This is a genomic window from Peribacillus simplex NBRC 15720 = DSM 1321, from assembly GCF_002243645.1.
Taxonomy (GTDB): Bacteria; Bacillota; Bacilli; order Bacillales; family DSM-1321; genus Peribacillus; species Peribacillus simplex.
In genome coordinates this window covers 5,279,775-5,300,844 of the sequence record NZ_CP017704.1, presented here as the reverse complement: position 1 = coordinate 5,300,844, position 21,070 = coordinate 5,279,775, and the positions used below count along the sequence as shown (strand labels likewise).

Annotated in this window: 16 protein-coding genes and 1 pseudogene; 3 read left to right on the top strand and 14 right to left on the bottom strand. The window is 39.6% G+C overall.

The genetic code is table 11. The features are described 5' to 3' along the window. Positions 1-54: 54 nt before the first annotated feature. The 4 genes and pseudogenes from BS1321_RS25575 to pdxS form a co-directional block, all read right to left on the bottom strand. The gene (locus tag BS1321_RS25575) at positions 55-642 is read right to left on the bottom strand and encodes a TetR/AcrR family transcriptional regulator (RefSeq protein ID WP_063233660.1); all 588 of its coding nucleotides are present in this window, start codon (positions 640-642) and stop codon (positions 55-57) included. A gap of 173 nt (positions 643-815) precedes the next feature. After that, positions 816-1,558, bottom strand: a pseudogene (locus BS1321_RS25570) (SDR family NAD(P)-dependent oxidoreductase). A gap of 158 nt (positions 1,559-1,716) precedes the next feature. Next, on the bottom strand, positions 1,717-2,313 hold the full coding sequence (pdxT, locus tag BS1321_RS25565) for a pyridoxal 5'-phosphate synthase glutaminase subunit PdxT (protein WP_063233698.1): 597 nt from the start codon (positions 2,311-2,313) through the stop codon (positions 1,717-1,719). 4 nt (positions 2,314-2,317) lie between these two features. After that, positions 2,318-3,205, bottom strand: a complete 888-nt coding sequence (pdxS, locus tag BS1321_RS25560) for a pyridoxal 5'-phosphate synthase lyase subunit PdxS (RefSeq protein WP_063233659.1) — start codon at positions 3,203-3,205, stop codon at positions 2,318-2,320. Between the two features lie 139 nt (positions 3,206-3,344). Between pdxS and pdxR the strand changes: the two genes are divergently transcribed. After that, on the top strand, positions 3,345-4,739 hold the full coding sequence (gene pdxR / locus BS1321_RS25555; RefSeq protein WP_063233658.1) for a MocR-like pyridoxine biosynthesis transcription factor PdxR: 1,395 nt from the start codon (positions 3,345-3,347) through the stop codon (positions 4,737-4,739). Between the two features lie 690 nt (positions 4,740-5,429). Here the strand turns inward: pdxR and pabB are convergent. From pabB to BS1321_RS25515, 7 genes are all read right to left on the bottom strand, one after another. Beyond that, positions 5,430-7,178 (bottom strand): aminodeoxychorismate synthase component I, encoded by a 1,749-nt coding sequence (pabB, locus tag BS1321_RS25545; RefSeq protein ID WP_063233657.1) that lies wholly within the window; start codon positions 7,176-7,178, stop codon positions 5,430-5,432. 92 nt (positions 7,179-7,270) lie between these two features. Further along, positions 7,271-8,293 carry an LLM class flavin-dependent oxidoreductase gene (locus BS1321_RS25540; RefSeq protein ID WP_063233656.1) on the bottom strand — a complete coding sequence of 341 codons (1,023 nt, stop codon included), beginning with the start codon at positions 8,291-8,293 and terminating at the stop codon, positions 7,271-7,273. A gap of 93 nt (positions 8,294-8,386) precedes the next feature. Further along, entirely contained in the window at positions 8,387-9,385 is a 999-nt protein-coding gene (locus tag BS1321_RS25535) for an LLM class flavin-dependent oxidoreductase (RefSeq protein WP_063233655.1), read from the bottom strand. Between the two features lie 285 nt (positions 9,386-9,670). Further along, on the bottom strand, positions 9,671-11,917 hold the full coding sequence (locus BS1321_RS25530; protein ID WP_063233654.1) for an AAA domain-containing protein: 2,247 nt from the start codon (positions 11,915-11,917) through the stop codon (positions 9,671-9,673). Positions 11,918-12,148: 231 nt separating this feature from the next. Continuing rightward, the gene (pepF, locus tag BS1321_RS25525) at positions 12,149-13,945 is read right to left on the bottom strand and encodes an oligoendopeptidase F (RefSeq protein ID WP_063233697.1); all 1,797 of its coding nucleotides are present in this window, start codon (positions 13,943-13,945) and stop codon (positions 12,149-12,151) included. A 118-nt stretch (positions 13,946-14,063) separates the two neighbouring features. Beyond that, positions 14,064-14,690: an FMN-dependent NADH-azoreductase gene (locus tag BS1321_RS25520; protein WP_081112934.1), complete on the bottom strand. Its 627-nt coding sequence runs from the start codon at positions 14,688-14,690 to the stop codon at positions 14,064-14,066. Between the two features lie 231 nt (positions 14,691-14,921). Next, positions 14,922-15,656: a YqcI/YcgG family protein gene (locus BS1321_RS25515; protein WP_063233653.1), complete on the bottom strand. Its 735-nt coding sequence runs from the start codon at positions 15,654-15,656 to the stop codon at positions 14,922-14,924. A 230-nt stretch (positions 15,657-15,886) separates the two neighbouring features. On the opposite strand from BS1321_RS25515, the gene BS1321_RS25510 reads away from it, so the two are divergent. Then, on the top strand, positions 15,887-16,141 hold the full coding sequence (locus tag BS1321_RS25510) for an alpha/beta-type small acid-soluble spore protein (RefSeq protein WP_063233652.1): 255 nt from the start codon (positions 15,887-15,889) through the stop codon (positions 16,139-16,141). A 70-nt stretch (positions 16,142-16,211) separates the two neighbouring features. Here BS1321_RS25510 and BS1321_RS25505 read toward each other — a convergent pair whose 3' ends face one another. Both BS1321_RS25505 and BS1321_RS25500 read right to left on the bottom strand, forming a co-directional pair. Further along, complete coding sequence (locus tag BS1321_RS25505; protein ID WP_063233651.1) at positions 16,212-17,423, bottom strand: iron-containing alcohol dehydrogenase; 1,212 nt, start codon at positions 17,421-17,423, stop codon at positions 16,212-16,214. 128 nt (positions 17,424-17,551) lie between these two features. After that, positions 17,552-18,439 carry a R2-like ligand-binding oxidase gene (locus tag BS1321_RS25500; RefSeq protein ID WP_063233650.1) on the bottom strand — a complete coding sequence of 296 codons (888 nt, stop codon included), beginning with the start codon at positions 18,437-18,439 and terminating at the stop codon, positions 17,552-17,554. A gap of 139 nt (positions 18,440-18,578) precedes the next feature. On the opposite strand from BS1321_RS25500, the gene BS1321_RS25495 reads away from it, so the two are divergent. Beyond that, a complete protein-coding gene (locus BS1321_RS25495) occupies positions 18,579-19,265 on the top strand; it encodes a response regulator transcription factor (protein ID WP_063233649.1) in 687 nt (228 codons plus the stop codon). A gap of 139 nt (positions 19,266-19,404) precedes the next feature. On the opposite strand, the gene BS1321_RS25490 is transcribed toward BS1321_RS25495, so the two are convergent. Continuing rightward, on the bottom strand, positions 19,405-20,763 hold the full coding sequence (locus BS1321_RS25490) for an IS1182 family transposase (RefSeq protein WP_063236579.1): 1,359 nt from the start codon (positions 20,761-20,763) through the stop codon (positions 19,405-19,407). Positions 20,764-21,070: the final 307 nt, after the last annotated feature.

Here is a 21,070-nt window from a genome sequence, read left to right as displayed (position 1 = left end):
ATAAAACGGTCATATTTGCGGCTTGATGCTCATGCCACAAATATGACCGTTTCATTATGTATGATTTTGTTTACCATGAATACCATATACCAAAAGTTGAGCAATGCTCTTAATTCGTTCAGAAGTAAAATATGGCTCCTTTTTTTGTTGATGGATCTCATAATGTGTAGATAATGCCAATGTAAAAGAAATGATCCCTACATTAAATAGGATAATATCAGAGATATATTGTATCTCTCCGCTATCTATTCTCTTCTGTATTTCAATATGCTTGGCATTTGGCTTGAAAATCTGATCTACATATTGCTTTGAAATATCTTGATCGAATTGTGTTTCCCTAAATAATATCGAAAACTGTTCTTTATTTTCAAGAATTTTTTTTATCATGGTGCAAACATGATTCTCCACTAGATCATCCGTTGAAAGATGACTAGTCCCATCTTCAGATTCCTCTTTTTCATTAGGGGTAATTGTAGCCAAAAGCAAATCTTTTTTGCTATCAAAGTATTTGTAAATAGTAGCTTCGGAAACATTGCATGCAGAGGCAATTTCATTCGTTCTTGTCATGTCAAAACCTTTAGTGGCAAAAAGAGTCCGGGCTACATTTATGATTCGTTCTTTGGTTTGCTGCCCTTTTTTCAAAAATATCAACCTTCTTTTATAAAGATAAGACCGGTTTCACCAATTATTTTCCATGATATCTTGATGGTATCAATCGGTCAACATATTACCTTTGATCTATTAGAATTCAATATTCCCATATATCATAAATAGAAAACATCGTCTGGTTGGGACGATGTTTTCTTTTCAGAAAATCACTTAAAAGATGCATAGCCATCATCGACCATGACTACACTTCCATTAATCGCATCCGCTTCCTCTAACGATAATAGATAGACGGTATTTGCAATGGTTTCTGGCTTAATTAATTTACCGCGCATTTGACTTGCATTCAATTTTTCGATGATTCCCATATCTTTATAGCCTTGTATGATAGGAGTGTCAACCCCGCCTGGTGCAATGCCCACTACGCGAATGCCATAAAGCACCCAATTCCAAAGCTGCTGTCTGTGTCATCATTCTTACAGCGCCTTTAGTCGCCTGATAGGCAAAAGTCCCATGGGAAGCTAAGTAGCCAAACACAGAAGCGGTATTTATAATGACACCCTTGTTACCTAGCTCCTTCATTTTCCGTCCTGCTCGCATGATTCCAAAGGCAACTCCGTGCTGGTTCACTCCAATCATTTTGAAGTAACCCTCCATATCTTGATCGAGGATCATACCGCCTGCACCAATGCCGGCATTATTAAACATGATATCGATCCTTCCGTATGTTTCCACTGCCTCATTTATTAACGATTCAACATCTTCCTGCTTAGAAACATCCGTTTTAACAAAAATGGCCTCTCCACCATTCGCTGTTATCTGTTCAACAGTTTCCTATCCCATTTCTACAATCCGCAACAACGACCTTGTCCCCCTTTGCTGCGAATTTCAAGCATGTTGCTCGGCCAATTCCGCTTGCTCCTCCTGTAATAACTGCAACTCTTGCTGTCATATACATTCCCCTTTCAACACTAAAAAATAAGTAAGTAATTACTTAGTTTTCAAGTATAAAAGTAAAGAATATTAAATTCAAGCTATATGTATTTATTTTTATAGCGTTTTGAGCATCCAAAAGTGAAGCTGTCCTATTAATAGGACAGCTTCATTTGTTTAGCAGGTTTTCAATTCGACCTTACTTACGGAGGTCTTCACCATTTCAATGAAAAGTTGCAGAAAACGATCATCACCTGTTAATTCTGGATGAAACGCACTAACGAGGACATGGTCTTGTCTCGCAGCCACTACATTCTCTTCATAAACAGCCAATACTTCTACACCTTCTCCAATTCCATCAGCAAATGGCGCCCGGATGAAAACTGCCTTATAAGGGTCTTCCATTCCTTTGATTGTTAGTTCAGCCTCGAAACTATCCCGTTGACGTCCAAATCCGTTCCTTTTCACGGAAATGTCCATTAGCCCAAGATAGGCCTTCTCATCGCCGGTCAATTCATTGGCCGCCAATACCATCCCTGCACATGTACCGAAAATAGGTTTTTTACCTTCGAAGAAAGTTTTGATCGGTTCCATAAATCCATAACGATCCATTAGCTTTCTCATCGTAGTGCTTTCTCCGCCTGGAATGATCAAGCCATCGATATCCAGCAACTGTTCCGGTTTTTTCACTATAATTGCTTGTTCGCCGGAAGATTTGATTTGGTTCAAGTGTTCCTCAACTGCACCCTGTAATCCCAAAACACCGATAGTTATCATATTACCAGCCACGTTCCTGCATCCGTTCTGATGGAGCAAGCTTAGAAATATCAATACCTTTCATTGCACTGCCCAACTCTTTGGACAGCCGGCCAATCAATTCATAATCAGTATAATATGTAGTCGCTTGAACGATTGCAGTTGCAAATTTTTCAGGATTCTCTGATTTAAAAATACCTGAACCCACAAATACGCCATCTGCACCCAGTTCCATCATTAGTGCTGCATCTGCTGGAGTAGCAATTCCACCTGCTGCAAAGTTAACTACAGGCAATTTACCTGTCCGCTTAATTTCTCTTAGAATCTCATAAGGAGCACCTAAGATTTTTGCTTCTGTCATTAATTCATCGTCACTCATTACGCTCACTTTACGAATTTGGGACAAAACCTTTCTCATATGTCGAACAGCTTCCACAATATTTCCTGTTCCAGGTTCTCCTTTTGTACGAAGCATCGATGCTCCTTCGCCAATCCGGCGTGCAGCTTCACCTAAGTCACGGCATCCACATACAAAAGGTACTGTGAAATCGCTTTTTAACAAATGATATTCTTCATCAGCAGGCGTCAGCACTTCGCTTTCGTCAATATAATCAACACCCATTGATTCAAGAATCCTTGCTTCAACAATGTGACCAATCCTTGCTTTAGCCATGACCGGAATAGAAACAGCATTCAATACTTCCTCAACGATTCGAGGATCTGCCATTCTTGCTACACCACCAGCTGCACGAATATCAGAAGGTACCCTTTCTAAAGCCATGACAGCAACAGCACCCGCTGCTTCAGCGATTTTTGCTTGTTCTGCATTAATGACGTCCATGATTACGCCACCCTTTTGCATTTGTGCCATTCCTCTTTTTACTGTTTCAGTTCCTAATAATTTTTCCATTTCTCTTCCCCCTAATATTTGCATTTTTTTGATTTGTTAGATTTAGTATAAAAAAAAGTTGACCGCATTGAAAGTGTCAGTTTTAATATAATTAATGGGGTCAGTATTATATTTTTTTCTAAAAGGTGGAAACAACAAAATGAATATGCTTTCTTGTGATTTAAATCGATTTAGTGAAGTACCTTTGTACGAACAATTATATTCACATATTAAAAAAGAAATCATTGATGGCCGTCTTCTTTACGGCACAAAGCTGCCATCCAAACGTAAATTGGCAGAGTTCCTTCAGATTAGTCAAAATACTGTCGAGACTGCATATGAACAATTGACTGCTGAAGGATACGTTGAAGTCATACCAAGAAAAGGGTACTATATTCAAACATTCGAAGATTTAGAGTATACACAAACTAACCAAGTTTCCTTGAAACAAATTAATCATAAAGAAGGGGAATTGCTTTATCATTTTCATCCCAGCCAAATTGACACGGAACACTTCCCATTTGAAAAATGGAGAAAATACACGAAAAATAAAATCGATGAATCACATCAAGAGCTTCTTTTACTGGGGGATTCTCAAGGGGAATATGAATTACGATGTGAAATTGCCCATTATTTGTATCATGCACGCGGGGTACAATGTGTTCCTGAACAAATCATCATTGGTGCAGGAATGGAAATTTTATTGCAGCAGCTTGTTCTTCTTTTCGATAAAAATGCCATTTATGGTGTTGAAGATCCTGGGTACCACTTGATACACCGGATTTTACGCAGCTACCCAAATGAAGTTCATCCACTAAAAATTGATGAGGAAGGCGTAAAGGTGAACCAAATTGAAGATTCAAAGATCGACGTCGTATATGTCACTCCCTCTCATCACTTCCCCAATGGGACGATCCTATCCGTAAACAGACGGACGCGATTGTTGAACTGGGCTCAAGGGGCAGCAAACCGCTATATTATCGAAGACGATTATGATAGTGAATTTCGTTATAGTGGAAAAACAATTCCTTCCTTACAAAGTATGGATGCTGGTGATAAGGTGATTTATTTAGGGTCATTCTCCAAATCATTGATGCCATCAATTAGGATCAGTTATATGGTTCTTCCCGCTCCATTGTTACAAATGCATCAACAGGAATTATCTTTTTACCATTCAACCGTTTCACGGATCGATCAGCATGTATTGACACAGTTCATGAAGGAAGGGGATTTCGAAAAACATTTGAATCGGATGAGGAAAGTTTACCGGCGCAAGTTGGATAAAGTGATTGATCTGTTTAAACCACATCAACAAATAAAGATAATTGGTGAGCGATCAGGATTGCATGTCGTCCTGATCGTTAAGAACGGTATGGATGAACATACACTTATTCAAAAGGCAAACGAAGACCATATTAAAATATATGGATTATCGACATATTCGATCGAAAAAATGGACGAACAACCTCCAAAAATCATATTGGGCTTTGCAGGGATCCCTGAATCTGAATTGGATAAAGCCATTCACCTTTTATTAAACTCATGGGGTTTATAAAGAAAAAAATAAGTTCATTATCGTGAAAGTTCTTTAAGTTTGTCGACAAAATGGGTTTCGGAATGGTCTAATCCCGAAACCCTTTCACAATTTTTATCGAGGAAGTGATTACCCTTATTTAGAACGAAACCTCACTTGATTGAAGAAATTTGCGGCACTCTAGCCGAATAACTGGCTAGCCAAGACCCCGCTATATGCTTGCGGCGAGAAGACTTGGCGGAAAGGGAGCGGATTCTTCTATATGTGGGCCGCAAAAAGAATGCTCCGGAGTCCGAATAATGCTGTGACGGTCGAAAAACAGTGTGGGCGACGAAAAAAGTGCTCCGGCTGAAATCAACTGGAACGTTTTATTAATAAAAAAACTGCAGGCAAACTCGATTTTCTTCGAATTTGTCTACAGTCTGAAAAAAGTTCACTTTCGTGAACTTTTTTAACTTTTAGATAAATATTGTTCCATCATATCTTTTGGTACCATACTCCCGCCAGTCGCCCAGATGATATGTGTGGACTGGTTCATTTTATCCAGGAGATTTCGGTCCATAAGATATTTCCTTCCTTCTGGACCTGACAAAAGTTGTATGGGACCAAATCCACAGCAGTTCCTCCCAGAATATATTGTATTCATGATCTACGATAACCCAACAAACTGCAATAAAGATTACAATTTTCACTTTTTTACGAATAATCAGCTTAGAAAGTTAAATTCACTTTTAATTTCCCTCGCACACTATTAATAAACCAAATTTCCTCAGCGTTATTAAGGTCAGCCTTTGAAATGGGTTTTTCCTTGATTTCCTTCTTCCTGATCAAGTCTTGACGAAATGTTCCAGCAAGGAGACCTGATTCCACCGGAGGGGTATAGAGGTCACCATTTATCTTAACCATTACATTTCCGTTCGTGAATTCCGTGATGAATCCTTCTTCATTCCAAAGCAGAACATCATGGAAGTCGGGATTATTCAGTTGAAAGCCTTCATATACATCACGATTGGTGGTCTTATGAAATAGAAATGGATTTGCACTTGATATTGGAGTTTCAGCCAAGATGGCCGTAAATTCTGAATCAAGGGGCTTGATTGCTTGTCCGGAGACTTCAATTTCACCATTTTCATTAAGTAGTACCCTTACCTTTTGCAACGTCCCATGGTTTAATTCCGCAAACTTTTGGAGTCGATCTCTAAGATACAATTCAGAGAACCGATAATTGAAGTAATCAGCGGATTGTTTCATCCGGTCGATATGATCATGCAACAAATAATATTCGCCATCGCTGAGCTTAATCGATTCCAATAGTTTGTAAGCAGGACTTTCCACCGTCAATAACTTGGCTTTTAAAAATGCTTCCTCATATTCTTCCGATAACTCGGAATCCCAAGTGATTCCCCCGCCTACTCCATACTCGGCTTTCCCAGTTTCCTTATCGATCACTACCGTACGAATCGGCACATTAAAAACGGCTTCGGATTCAGGGGAGATAAACCCGATTGCACCGCAATAAACTTCACGTGGTGAATTCTCGATATCAGCGATGATCTCCATCGTTTTAATTTTAGGTGCCCCTGTTATCGATCCACATGGAAAAAGGGCCTTGAATATATCAATGATTGTTGTCCCTGGATTCGTATCGGCTGTAATCGTGGATGTCATTTGCCAAACGGTCGGATATTTTTCAATTGCCTTAAGCTGTGGAACCTTGACGCTTCCTGGTTCTGCAATCATTCCCAAATCATTTCTGAGCAGGTCCACAATCATGTAGTTTTCAGCTTGATTCTTTTCCGAGGCTGCTAACCAGTCTGCATTGATCTGATCCATTTTCAGTGTCGTTCCCCGCTTTACCGTTCCTTTCATTGGTCGAGTAATCAGCTGACCATCTTCCCAACGGAAAAACAACTCTGGTGAAGCCGATAGGATTCGATGTGTCCCCACATTCAAATATGCACTATAGTTCGACCGTTGAGCTCTCTTCAAGCGATCAAAGAAAGCGGAGTCATCTCCTTCGAACTGGGATTGCAAACGCATCGTATAATTCACTTGATACGTATTGCCTTTCTCGATTTCGGATTTTATCCTTTGAAACCCGGAATGATAGGTTTTTGAATCCGTTTCTGATTGCCATTCAGCTAAATTAAAAGCCCCGGTCATTTTTTCAGGTATTTCTTCTTCCGGTTTATCAAAAATCCCGAACCATAATAATGGCATTTTGGCTCCATCTTTTACTTTAAAAGATTTTTCAAAAGCAGGTGCCGCTTCATAGGAAACATATCCGGCTGCATAATGCCCCTGTTCGATCGCTTCCTGGACTTTTTGGAATTGTGGAATGACATCCTCAATTGAATGGGCGGTGAACACTTTTTTCGGGTTTGTAAAATATAGAGGCCGGCTGTCACCTTGTTTATCTGTGAAGTGAAATATTAAGGATAAAGGATCTTCTCGTTTCATTACTCTCTCCTAACTTTATTTATGAAGTCAATCGGTATGTATTTTATAAAAAAGCTTGCAGACACGTAATCTGCAAGCTCATTCTTTGACACTTATTTCATTCCAGTAACTTCTGCAATGATTTCATAAGAACGAAGGCGTGCATCCTGATCATAAATGGCAGAGTTTATAATCATTTCATCCGCCTGTGTTTCATTTAAAAATGCCTGCAACTGCACTTTAACCTCTTTTGGATTTCCTATAATGGAAGCGTTCAGCTGTTTCATGACAATGGCCTTTTCATATTCTGTCCAAAGTCCTTCCATCGTATCAACTGGAGGAGCAAGTTGACCAGGCGTGTTCCGTATCAAATTCAAGAACTGCTGTTGATAAGATGTAGCAATCCTTTGCGCCTCTTCCGTAGTATCAGCTGCAAATACATTGATACCAACCATGACATAAGGTTTATCGAGAACGTCGGATGGTTGGAAATTATTGCGGTAACGAGCTAAAGCTGGTTGAGTATTTTCAGGGGAAAAATGGCTTGCAAATGAAAATGGCAATCCCAGCTGTGCTGATAATGCTGCACTGAAGCCGCTTGAACCTAGCAGCCAAATCGGGATATCCTGTCCTTCGCCAGGGATGGCGCGAACACGATTATGTTTAGAATCCGCATCTAAATAGCTACGGAGCTGTGCCAATTGTTCAGGAAAATCCTGACCGTTATTACGTACATCACCCCGGAGTGCCATGGCTGTAAATTGGTCGCTTCCCGGAGCACGCCCCAGTCCTAAATCTATTCTACCAGGATACATTGCTTCCAATGTTCCAAATTGTTCTGCGATAACCAGCGGTGCATGATTCGGTAGCATTATGCCTCCAGAACCCACACGAATTCTTTCCGTCCTACCTGCAACATAGCCTATAAGCACTGACGTTGCAGAGCTTGCAACCCCAGGCATGCTATGATGTTCCGCAACCCAGAAACGGTTGTAATTCCATTGCTCCGCATGTTTAGCTAATTCTACTGTATTTTTAAAGGCTCCCGAAACTGTGCCACCCTCAACGATAGAAGCCAGGTCCAGAACGGAAAAAGAAATGTCGCTAAGTTTTTTTGCATGTTGATCAGCACTCATATCTTCATCTTCTTTCTTTCAATAATGATAAATTGGACGCAAAGTCATCATATAGAAAATGCACACAAAATGCACACAAAATGCTCGAAGGGATTAACTGTTAAGAATTTCCCTGGCAATCAAACGAAACGAATTAAGCCTATCCTCCAACTTATGAGTGATGGTTATCAGCATGATTTCATCTGCTTGATATTTTTCCTGGATCTCCAATAGGCGATACTTCACTTGTGAAGGGGTACCAAAAATCAGTTTTTTATGCATGGTTTCCATCAGTGCTTTTTCTTTTTCAGTCCAATCATGATTCCTTACCTCTTCTTTACTTGGAACCTGCTTTCTTTCCCCATATCCACTTTGTATTTTCCATAGGGTGTTGCTCAGGGCGATTTCTTTAGCATGTTCCTCCGTTTCTGCGCATATGGCCGAAACCGTAACAATCGTTTTAGGTTCTTTAAGAAAACCTTTTATTTGAAAGTGCTCACGGTACTGCTGAAAGCTCTGCACTCCATCATTTTCACTCATGAATTCACCAAACGCGTATGCAGCACCATTCTCAGCGGCAAGTTTTGCACTTTTCCCGCTTGTTCCCAATATCCATGGTTCAGGCGGTACCATTGGGACAGGAGCAGCAGAGACATTTGAAAACGGATGTTCTTTCGGAAATTCACCTCTTAGGAAATTCAACAGTTCTTGAACAAGTTCAGGCATTTTGTAAACATTCTGAAGAAAATTATCGGATAATGCCATCGTTGCTTCGGCAGATCCACCAGGAGCACGCCCCAGTCCCATATCAATCCGGCCTGGAAAAAGGGTGGCAAGCATATTGTAAGTCTCTGCTATCCGGTATGGCTTATAATGCGGAAGCAGCACTGCCCCTGATCCAATCCGGATATTTTTTGTTTGTGCACCAATATAGCTTATCAAAACTTCTGGAACGGAACAGGCCAATCCCGGCAGATCATGATGTTCAGTTAACCAGATTCTGCTATAACCCAGTCTATCTCCTTCTTGTGCTAGTTGGAGTGAAGCCTGCAAAGCTTCTTGTGCTGATTGTCCAGATGCAATTGGGGATTGATCCAATATGCTCAGTTTCATTTTGTTACCTCCTTTCTCTTGTCTTTCGTAACTTAATAGTAAATCATAACTAGTGGAAAGTCGCCTGAAACGCTTGCTTTGTTATTTTAGTTTGCAGCCTTTAGCAGAAAATATAAGGAGTTGAATCTAAATTGGGGAGTATGAGGCTATCATATATTCTAGCGAGGTGTTTTTTTAAATATATTAATCACGCAGGTGGTTCAAGATGACATCACTTATTCTATCGAGGTCTTTTTAGGGATATATGTAAATGAAGAAAAGCCCTTTTTAAGGGCCTTTCCTAAGCTATTCACTTTTTTTGAATTGAGATAGTAATTCATCTGCCATTATTTGCGAATCCAAACGAGCCGCTATAAATGGAGGCTGAACCCGATTATTGGACTCTACGGGCAAACCTAGCCAGATAACTCTTTTATCAAATATGATAAAGGAAAATGAAACAGGTGAACAAATAAAATGATCAGAGTTGATATCAGGGTTTCTTTTTGCAGAAATGATCGTCAATTTCACTGCAGGGTTTCGTTTCAATAAATATTGCTGCCATTCTTCTGACAAACTGTTCAAATCCGGTACAGCGATAACCATCTCTTGTTTTGTTGATTCAATATCTTCCTGAAAGTCCCCCAATTTACGGGCATGCATCCATTGTAATTTCGGGTGCTGGTGTTTAACCCATTTTCCAATGTCTTTCTTTGGTACAATTTGATCATTTTGAATTTGATGATCGACAAGCTGACGAAGTGTTTTGCTGCGATATACATGTTTGTTAACAAATGAAGTGTCACATACATGTACGAACTTACCCTTAGTCCTTGTTATGGCCACGTTAATGAGCCTTTCACTTTCTCTCCCTGTCAATAACATTCCAGCCCTGTTTTGCGGATAACTATCAACTGTGTCAAATATCATCATCTCACGTTCACTTCCCTGGAAACGATGTACAGTTGCAGCGATGATATCCGCCGTTTGCCGTTCTTTGTCATATAAGTCATCCAATAGTTTTTCCATCAAGTCTGCCTGAGCACGATATGGGGCGACATAACCAATTGACCTTGATCCGCCCACATAAGCTTCATGAATCAGTTGAAAAGATAAAAGTAATTGCCATAAATTCATTCTCGAGTGGGATGTCCGTTCAGTGATGCAATATTCCCCAGATAAGCTGGTATCGAGAAGAGCTGCTGCCTTATTGGCAAAAGGTTCACCCTGCATTATGCCCTCCCTGCTAGTGGCAACACTTATATGATCGCCAACAAAATTGTTATAGACGACACGATTAGTGAATGCTGAAATATCCGGATGCATGCGGCGCTGTTCCTTTAATAGGAATAAATGACGATGAAGTTCTCCTTCTTCAACAGACTGGGCAACACCGGCCCGATGAAAAATGTCTTCCTTTAGCCAAAGTTTCACGAGGGAATCACGAGCCGAAGCAATAGGTGGCAATTGTTTGAAATCACCACAAACGATAATATGCTTTGATAACGCTGCAGCAAAAGCCACCTGAGGTACGTAAGCCATACTCGCTTCGTCCAAAATAACCAGATCATACTCCTTTTGATAAACCGTTTCATCATTTGCGGCTTTAGCCAAGGTCGTCCCGATGACCTTTGCCTCTTTTACGAATTGAATCTCTTTTTGGCGGATTTTCTCCAAGACTTTGGCCAGTTTTTTCTCTATCTCGATTAATTGATCTGTATCCCTTTTACTGAAGGACCCTGCCAAGTCATGTTTTAATAGCCGTTTCTCTTCGCCAAGCTCTTCTTTTTCTTTAAATAATGTCGGTTCATGTTTACCTAGTAATTGCCCCGTAACAATATCATCGTGGATGGCTAGTGATTCACCGATTTGAGATCCATAGCGAAGCACATCGCCTTCTTTGAAACGATCTTTCTTTTTAATGAATGCCGAAATTTCAGCCATCAAAACATCAACAGCCTGATTGCTATGGGACAAAACCAGAACTTTTTTATCTTGTAAATAATGATTGGCTACTGTACGTGCCAATGTATAGGTTTTTCCTGTTCCCGGGGGTCCCCAAACAAAAGTGACAGGATTGAACTTCGAGCGGGCATATAATTCTTTTACACTGCTTTGTTTTTCATTTAAAGGATGTTTTTGAGGCATGGACGGATCCATCAGGCGCTTGATCCGAAGCCTTTTCCTTTTACTTCTTTTGATTTCATCCAAGCGGATAATCAATTGTTCAAGCAATTCCCAGGGGTCATGGTATAAAAAGGCTTCACCGATCATATCGCCTAACGAGCGATCAAATACAATGATTATACTTTTCCCTTCCGATGAGAGAATCCTTCCATCCTGTTTAATCCCTCCCCATTCCAGTCGAACGAGGGAACCGACAGGGATTTTTATCGATGAACCTGTTTCAAAATAATAGTTGAAAGAACCGTCATCTGTAAGCAGATGGCCGTTCGAAACCAGGTATTTTGTGCTGCCATATTTTTTCAAATGCAGGATTTCAAGTTGAAGTGCCTGCTGCCATTCTTTTATATAATTAACTGTCGAATTCATTTTTCACTTTCCTCACAAAATATGCCATTGAAGTACAAAGAAACTGGCCCACTGGCTAGGCTCCGATGTTGAAATAACGCTGTCACCATGACTTTTTTCGCGCATTACCTGTTTCTTCAGCATATAAAATAAGGCCCAATCTATAGATTGGGCCTCTCCTACGCCAATGTTTTAACTATAGCATTTTTTATAACAACATACCATGGGCTCTTTTGGAAGAAATGGTTTAGGTTAGCCTTCTGTCAACTCAGTGAATTGATCGACCAGATCACTGAAAATCTTCATTGCATTTTCAATCGGATCAGGTTTAGTTAAATCTACGCCTGTTTTCTTAAGCAGCTCCAATGGGAAATCCGAACTCCCGCTTTTCAAGAAAGTCAAATAACTTTCAAGTGTTTTTTTGTCCCCAGAAAGGATCTTATCAGCGATCGTAATGGCTGAAACGTAACCAGTAGCATATTTATAGACATAAAACGGACGATAAAAGTGGGGGATACGTGACCAGCCATACTTCACTTCTTCATCGAAAATAATTTCATCTCCATTATATGCACGAAATATCGATTCATAGGCTGTATTAAAAACCTCGGCATTTAGAGGTTCATCATTTTCAGCTTTTTCATGTACGGTCTTTTCAAACTCCGCAAACATCACCTGTGTGAAGAATGTCCCTTTAAAACTATCTATGAAATGGTTAAGTAAGTGTTTTTTCTTCTGCACGTCTTGTGTTGTCTTAATTAAATGGCGGATCAACAGGATTTCATTCACAGTGGAAGCAACTTCAGCGACAAAGATGGAATAACCTGCACTTATTTGCGGTTGGTATTTTGAGCTATAGTATGAATGCATGCCATGTCCAGATTCATGTGCAAGTGTAAAAACACTGTCTAAATCATCACGGTGGTTTAATAAGATGAAAGGGTGAACACCATAAAGCCCTAAATTGTAAGCACCTGAACGTTTTCCAGGTGTTTCCCTGACGTCGATATATCTTTTTTCCTTAAAGGTTTTCAGGATTGTGATATACTCTTCGCCAAGAGGTTTAAGAGCCTCCACCATCAAAGAAAAACCATCATCGTAAGAAATCTCCTCTTTAGCTCCTTCGACTAATGGTACACTTAAATCATAGGCACGCAATTCTTCTACACCCAGCAATTTTTTTCTTAAATGAATGTATTTATGCATGGGTCCGATATTTTGCTTAGTTGACATAATCAAATTATCATATACCTCTTTTGGAACTTGATCTCCAAATAAGGATTTTTCCAAGGCAGATGGATAATTTCTTAGTTTTGAAAGATTCACATTATTCTTGATTGCTGTGGAAAGTGTGGAAGCGATTGTATTCTTCAATTGTACATATGGCTGATAATAGGCGAAATAGGCCTCTTTTCTTTTATCGCGATCATCGTCTTCAATCAATTTGGAATACATTCCTCGCGTTAGCTCTACCCTCTCTCCGTCTTCATTCGTAACTTCCCCAAATTTTATATCAGTATTGTTGATCATCCCGAACGTTTTTTGAGGTGCTGAAAAGGCTTCGCCTATTTGGGAAAGCACCTCTTCTTGTTCTTTCGTTAACACATGGGCTTTATAACGGAAGGAATCCAGTAGATCCTCTTCAAAATATTTCAAACCCTCGATTTCTTTTATGTACCCTTTTAAAGTGTGTTCTTCCAGGCTCAAAAGAAACGGCATGAAAAATGCAGAAGCACTACTGATTTTCTGCCCTAACTTACCAGCTCGATCCAGTAATGCTTGTGATGAGGTTACTCTAGTATCCAAATCCGCTTGCAGCATGGCAAATACATATAGTTTGTTATAAATGTACCCAATTTCCTCACTTAATCGTAAATACTCGAACAAATCTTGAGCTGACTTAATATACCCATCATAAGTTTTTAATTTTTCTGTCATCTTCAGAACTTCTTGATAATCTTTTTCCCAGTTGGCCTGATCATCGTAAATATCCTTTAAGTTCCATGTTTCTTCTATTTTTATTTCGTCACGTGATTTAAACGTTTGCATATTTCCTGCACTTCCTTTCATGCTTATAGGCTTACCCTTTATTATAATCGACTTTCAGAAAAATCTGCATAGAAAAACCAGTATGCTAAAAATACATACTGGTTTTCACTTTTAATAATTAGAATTTTGCTGCAGTTTCAGCAACTTTCGCCAATCCTTCTGCAACGATATCCTGTGAGCGATCTGGATATTGATTATGTCCTTCGATTACGACTGTTTCTGGGTTTGTTATGCCCCATAAGTTTAAATTCATCGTTACGTATTTTTCTGCCATTTCGCCAGCATCCATTCCAGGCAAAGCATAATCCGATCCGCGTGCATTAAGTAAAGCCACTTTTTTACCTCCAGCTAAGCCGACTGGGCCTTCAGCTGTATATTTGAATGTTGTTCCCGCTTGAGCAAGATAAGAAATATAAGTTACCAATGGTGCCGGAACCGTTGCGTTCCATAGCGGGAAGGCAAATACTACTTTATCGGCAGCAAGGAATTGATTCAAGTATTGTTGCACGATATCGGCAATCTCCACTTCTTCTTCAGTCAATTCCATACCTTGGCTGCGTTTATATAGGGCAGTAATTGCTGTATTTCCGTAGTAAGGTAAGTTCAGTTTAAATAAATCCAATTCAGTTATTTCATCGTTACTATTTGCTTCCTTATATGTGTTCAAAAACGTTTCATACATTTTGACACTAATAGCTTGATCCGCTGGGCGGTCATTTGATTTAACAAATAATACTTTAGACATTTTTGTTCCCCCAATTGTTAATTTTGTATGTTTTATAAAATAGCATTTAATCCATATATCTCGAATTAACTGCAATTGCTACTTTCACATTATAAAACTGAAAATCCAATAAGGCAAGAGATATGTTTTTTATTTTCAAATGAACATTTCAGGAATTTGCGCGAATGGATTTTTTTATCCCCGGCGCCTTCCAGTAGGGAGCGAAAAAAACCGAGAGCAATTCGCCCTCGGTTAAGTTAACTCTTTATGATGGAAGGGACACTTACCTTTTATCGGTTCTATATCATCCCCAATGAAAAATTGTTTCCATTCATTATGATTTACATCTCCAAAGTGACTGATATCAGGATGTTTAGGAAGGTTATCCCATTTCTCAACTCGTTCACGAACCTTTTCACGCGACATGACTCCGCCTTTTTCCGTTCCTTCCAAGCCTTCAAAAATCATCCGGGGTTGGAATCCAAGTACAAGGCTATTTCCTAAATCGCGGGTTTTACGCTGTTTATAAGCAGGTGCATTACCAAAGACAAAGATTGGTTCCCCTGCAAAATGATAGTCCCATAAATAATGCTCGGGATCTTTCGGCTTTTCAATTGGCCAAGGTTTTTCATCCGCTTTATGCAGGTATTGCAGGATATCCCAAAATCTTTTACGGTAAAATTCTATATCACCCTCTATCGATTCAGGCTCCATAAAGACGAAAAGGCCATGCCTGATATATGGTGGTTCCTGAAATAAATCAAGAAAGCTTTCCACTGCTTTTGGGAGATTGGACCAATCTTCCTGTGTGATATAAGCATAACGAAGTTCACCTTTATTTTCAGCTTTCATACCAAAATAACAAGGAAAGGTTTTATCGGTCACTGTATCATGGAATGTTTGATATTCCTTAATTAGCCATTGCGGCACTCGATCGGGATTTGTCATATCTTCTTTTGTTAACAAACTTGAATTAGCAGTCAGCATCATTTTTCTCCTTAAATCTTTTTATTATATGTTACCCGCTTTAAATAAACTAAAACTTTTTCGAACCGCAAATCAACTCAATCATTTGGATCCTATATAATTACTTCTTTATATAAGAGTTTATGACTGCCTCCGGGTTCATCGGGATTCCAATTAAAAAACATTCGATCTGCATGTTAATCATTTTCTTTACATTAGGATAACCTAAGCAAATATAGGAGTGATGCTTAATGGCAAGGAGAAGAAAAATTCTAGTATCTGAAGCACGAGAAGGACTCGATGATTTAAAAGCCAAAGTTGCTGGTACAAAGAATCCCGAAGAGGCAAAGTTTGAAGTAGCAAAAGAAATTGGAGTACCGCTAAAAAAAGACTATAACGGTGAGCTGACATCCAAGCAGAATGGAAAAATAGGCGGAAAGTTAGGCGGGGGTATGGTCAAGGAACTTATAAAGATGGCACAGGAAAACTTAGGAAAAAAACATTAACCAGAGCCCTCTGGGTAATTATTACAAGGCCAAAAAAGCCAACCTTTATGGGCTGGCTTTTTTTTTAGTATTAATTAATTCTCACGGGTGAAACTCTTGAAACTACTGACATTATTAATTCCTCTGACATCGGGTAATTAGTGGCAGCTGGATCCGTCATTACTGCTTTAAGAATCCTTTCCATATCTGACTGGTTAGTTCCATAGGCACTGAAGTCGGTGGGCAGCCCGAGATCAGAAAGGAAAACACGGAGCTTTTCTACCACTTTCGCTAAGATCCCTTTTGAATCTTCATCATGTATTTTCACACTAAAGGCTTCGGCAATCAAATGGACCTTTGGAAGATATAAATCCGGAGTTGATTCCATGACGACCGGTAATAATACCGCATTGGCCAATCCATGCGGAATACGGAATAACGCCCCATATGCATGGGCAAAGTTATGAACCGGAATCGCATTCAATGCACTGCAAAATGCAGTGATTCCCATCATGCTTCCATGCAGCATTTCCATTCTGGCCTCAATATTCGTTCCGTCCTTTACGGCCCTCGGTAAATTTCTTTCAATAACTCGAATGGCCTGAAATGCATATGCATCGGTTATTGATGTCGCTGCAGGTGAAACGATCGCTTCAATTGCATGTGTCAATGCATCTGCACCAGTAAACGCCGTAATATCATTTGGCAGTCCGACTGTTAACTCGGGATCTAGAATGGCGACATCAGAACTTAAAAAAACATTGTATATATTCATTTTGACTTTTTTATGTTCATTATATATGACTGCGATCGGGGATACTTCAGAACCTGTTCCTGCTGTTGTGGCTACGGAAATATGCGGGATATTCATAGATTGGGCTTTTGGAAAACCCTCATACAGATAACCGCTTGGTATCGAATCATTAATATCCTCAATTCCTTTATATAATCCGAATTTCAATGCTTTTGCGGTATCAATGACACTCCCTCCACCAATGGCAAGTATGGCATCGGCATTCACTTCGCGTGCATATTTCAATGCTTCGTTTATACATTCACTCGCTGCGTCTTGTGTAACACCCAGAAACTGTCCAACTATTTCAGCTTTGGCACCTAATTTGGGCTGCTCAAAAGTTTCGGCAACTTTTTTAACAATACCTGCATTTTCCAAGCCCGCATCACTTACTAGTAGAACCCTTTTGGCCCCGAGACCATTGAATAGGTCCGGAATGAGTGAACGGGTGTTAGTGCCACTGTAAACGGAAGACCTTAACCAAAAATTCGAATGAACGTTTACCTTCATAAAATTTCACCTCAGATATATTAGTCTATATTCGTAATTAAGGATTGGTCATACCCTGCTACCAAGTTCCTGATGGCCATTCATTAACAAATCTAAACTGGATAGTAAGCTTGTCTCTTGTATCGGTTTTACAAAACCCCATATTCCATTTCGTTACTATGATAGATCTCTTCAATCCCCTTTCCTTTTGCCCTGGCTAAAATCTCCATCCGCACTGATAATTGTTTCATGGTAAAATTCAATATTGCTTGTTGGTCATTACCAAATGGATTTCCTAACCGATCATATCCCTCCGTATTTAACGCGATCGCTAGTGGTGAAAGTTCCTCCATTCTCTTTTCAACCTGTTTAAATATATGTGGATGTTCACTGATGATTCTCTGCAGCAGGAAGGTCCCATAAGCAATATGGCGTGATTCATCCTTCTTCAAAAGACCCACGCCTTTTAATAGACCAGGCATCATTTTATTAGCTTCGAGAGTCTGATAAAACCCGAAATATCCAGTTTCTGCAAGAACGCCCTCGGTAAACATATTATAAACAGTGGCTGCTTCTGCCAATGCTTCAGGGGATTGATCGGATAAAAGTTTCTCCATCGCTTCAGGCAATATTTCATAAAAAATCGATTTATAAGTGTCTGAGTGATAAACTGTCAAATCACCCGTTTCACCAATTTGATCTAAAGTATAACGAAAGAACTCCATATGCTTCGCTTCCTCGAACAGAAATGTCGTTAAGTACATTTCTTCTTCGATCCTGCCTTCTTTGGCTATCGTCATAATGAGGGGAAGCAAATCCAAAGTCACCGCTTCTTCTCCGCCCTGAAAAAGGGAAATGATCCGTAATAACACTTCCCTTTCAATATCAGTAAATGACTTCCAATCTTCTTTATCCTGGCTGAAATCAATGTCACGAGGATTCCATATACCGAATTTCTTTGCCTTTTGATAAAGTTTAAAAGGTAGGGTTTCTTCTCTAAAACTCCGGCTGGTGGTCGTTAAATTCTTTCTTTTCATGGTAATGCCTCCTTGAAATTATGAACTTTAAACTTTTGAATCTTTAAGGAATTTTTTAATTTGTAAGAGTTTTCATTATATTGTAAGATATTAGTAGTATTTATCCTAGCACTGAAAATGTAGGGAGGAATAAAGTCGAATGCTTGAGGAATCTCTGATGAATCATGTAAAAAAGATTTCCCATCAAAAAGATATGGCGAATAAATCACAAATGATCGTAAAGGGCTGTGTGGATTTTTTTTCATTTCAACGAGCATCTTTATTCAGTTACTCATGTTTAACAGGAATGGGTGAAGGAATATGTGCATGTACAAGTGAAGATACCTTTTCATTACATAATGTTAAAGAAAATATTCATGATATATACCCAATCCACCAAGCAGTCATCCATAACAAACCCATATACTTAACCATCCAACATGCGAAATCCTCCATCCCCGCAAAATACGTTAAAAGATTTTCCATTTCTTCATTGGCAATCATTCCGATAATTGTGAATGACATGGCCATCGGTTTAGTGTTGGTTGACCCCATTCACGCCAACGAGCCTGTTACCAAGAATGATTTAATGAAGCTTTCCCATTATTTGAATTTGGCTGTCGGTTCGACATTGGATTCTGCCCCTCCCACTTACCTTCTAAGCAAACGTGAAGTGGAGGTCCTTCAATATTTAGCCAATGGATTAGGATTAAAGCAAATGGCACCAAAAATGAGCGTTAGTGAATTTACCGTCAGAGATCATATTTCTTCCGCTATCAGGAAATTGGGTGTGAATCACCGGACCGAGGCCGTCGCGGTTGCCATAAGACACAAAATGATTATGTGAAAACAAAAAAAACCTTCAAAGAAGGTTTTTCAGTTTGTAGACAAAAGGGGTTCGGAATTAAAAATTCCGAACCCCTTTTGAAATTCCCTTTGAAATTTTGACCAAAGGTTAAGAGATTTGGGCTCTTCGAGCCACTATGTTAAGCCATTTTAGGACCTTGCCATGTCCAAGTGGCCATCTTCTTTAAATTAATGGCAGCGAAAGTAAGCATCGCTTGCATCGACAATTTTTTAAGTCCCCTTAAAGTAGTCCAACGCATACCATGCTTTTCTTTTGCATCTGCGAATACACGCTCAATCGTTTCTTTGCGTTTCGCATATATAGGTTTTACCTCTTGATGATGACGCAGATGATCTGCTTCTTCCACATATGCTTGCCAAATATGCCGTGTCACTACTTTTTGATGGTCTTTGCTTTCTGTACACCGTGATAAAAATGAGCATGTTGCACAAATTTGTTTTGGCGATTTGTACTCGCGATAGCCCTCTTTATTTGTTGTTGTGTACTTTAAAGTTTCGCCCGAAGGGCAAAGGTAACAATCAAAGTGTTCATCGTAAACATAGTCATGTTTGCGAAAGAACCCTTCTTTTGTACGAGGACGTGTATAAGGTAAAGCAGGTGTGATTTCTTTGTTAAATAGGTAGCTTGTAATCGCTGGTGTTTTATAAGCTGCATCTGCTGCAACTGCTTCTGGTTTTCCAACTTTCTCAATCACTTGCTCAATAAGTGGCTCCAAAATATGACTGTCATGTGTATTACCAGGTGTTACAATCGTTCCCAATACAAAACCGTTGCGGTCTGCGGCCGCGTGGAATGAATAGGCAAACTGTTTTGTTCGTTCATCTTTCACATAGTAGCCACTCTCAGGATCCGTAGTACTTTCTTTAATTGCTTTGGTTTCTTCCTTATCAAATTTATCTGGTGGAAAAGGCTTCTTACCATGGTTTTCACGATCTTGATTTATTTCATCTTGAAGACGCCCTTGATATGCTCGTGTTTCTTTGCGTACGATTTTCTTTTCAAATTTGCGCTTATTCGCATTGGCTTTCACATGTGTGGAATCGACGAATACGTGTTCAGCACTTATTAACTTTCTATCAGCAGCTGTCATTAAGATGCGATAGAAAATCTGTTCAAACAGGTCTGTATCTTTAAAGCGTCGCTCATAATTTTTCCCGAACGTTGAGAAATGAGGTACTTTATCATGGAAACCATAGCCTAAGAACCAACGGTAAGCCATATTTGTTTCAGCTTCTTCAATCGTTTTACGCATGGAACGAATACCGAAGGTATATTGAATGAATGTCAGTTTAACTAAAATAACTGGATCAATACTTGGGCGTCCTACCTCTGAATACATATCTTTCACCAAGTCATAAATGAAAGTGAAGTCAATAGAAGCCTCAATTTTACGAACCAAATGATTCGCCGGCACCAGTTGATCTAAAGTAATCATTTCAAGTTGGTCTCGCTGAATAGAATTATGTTTCGAAAGCATCCTCATCACCTCAAGTTTTAATAGTTCTATTTTAAAACAAAAAAGACTATAGACAAAAGGAGTTCCATCTAAAATTTAAAACATAGTTGATTGGAACGGAAGGTGCGAGACTCCTGCGGGAATAGCGAGTCCAAGGGAGACCCCACAGGCGCAAGTGCGCCGAGGAGGCTCCCGGACCGCCCGCGGAAAGCGAGTGCCTGAAGTGGAAATCAACGTCCAAATTTGTACAAGCCAAAAAAAAACTGTAGACAAACTCGATTTTCATCGAGTTTGTCTACAGTCTGAAAAACCTTCAAAGAAGGTTTTT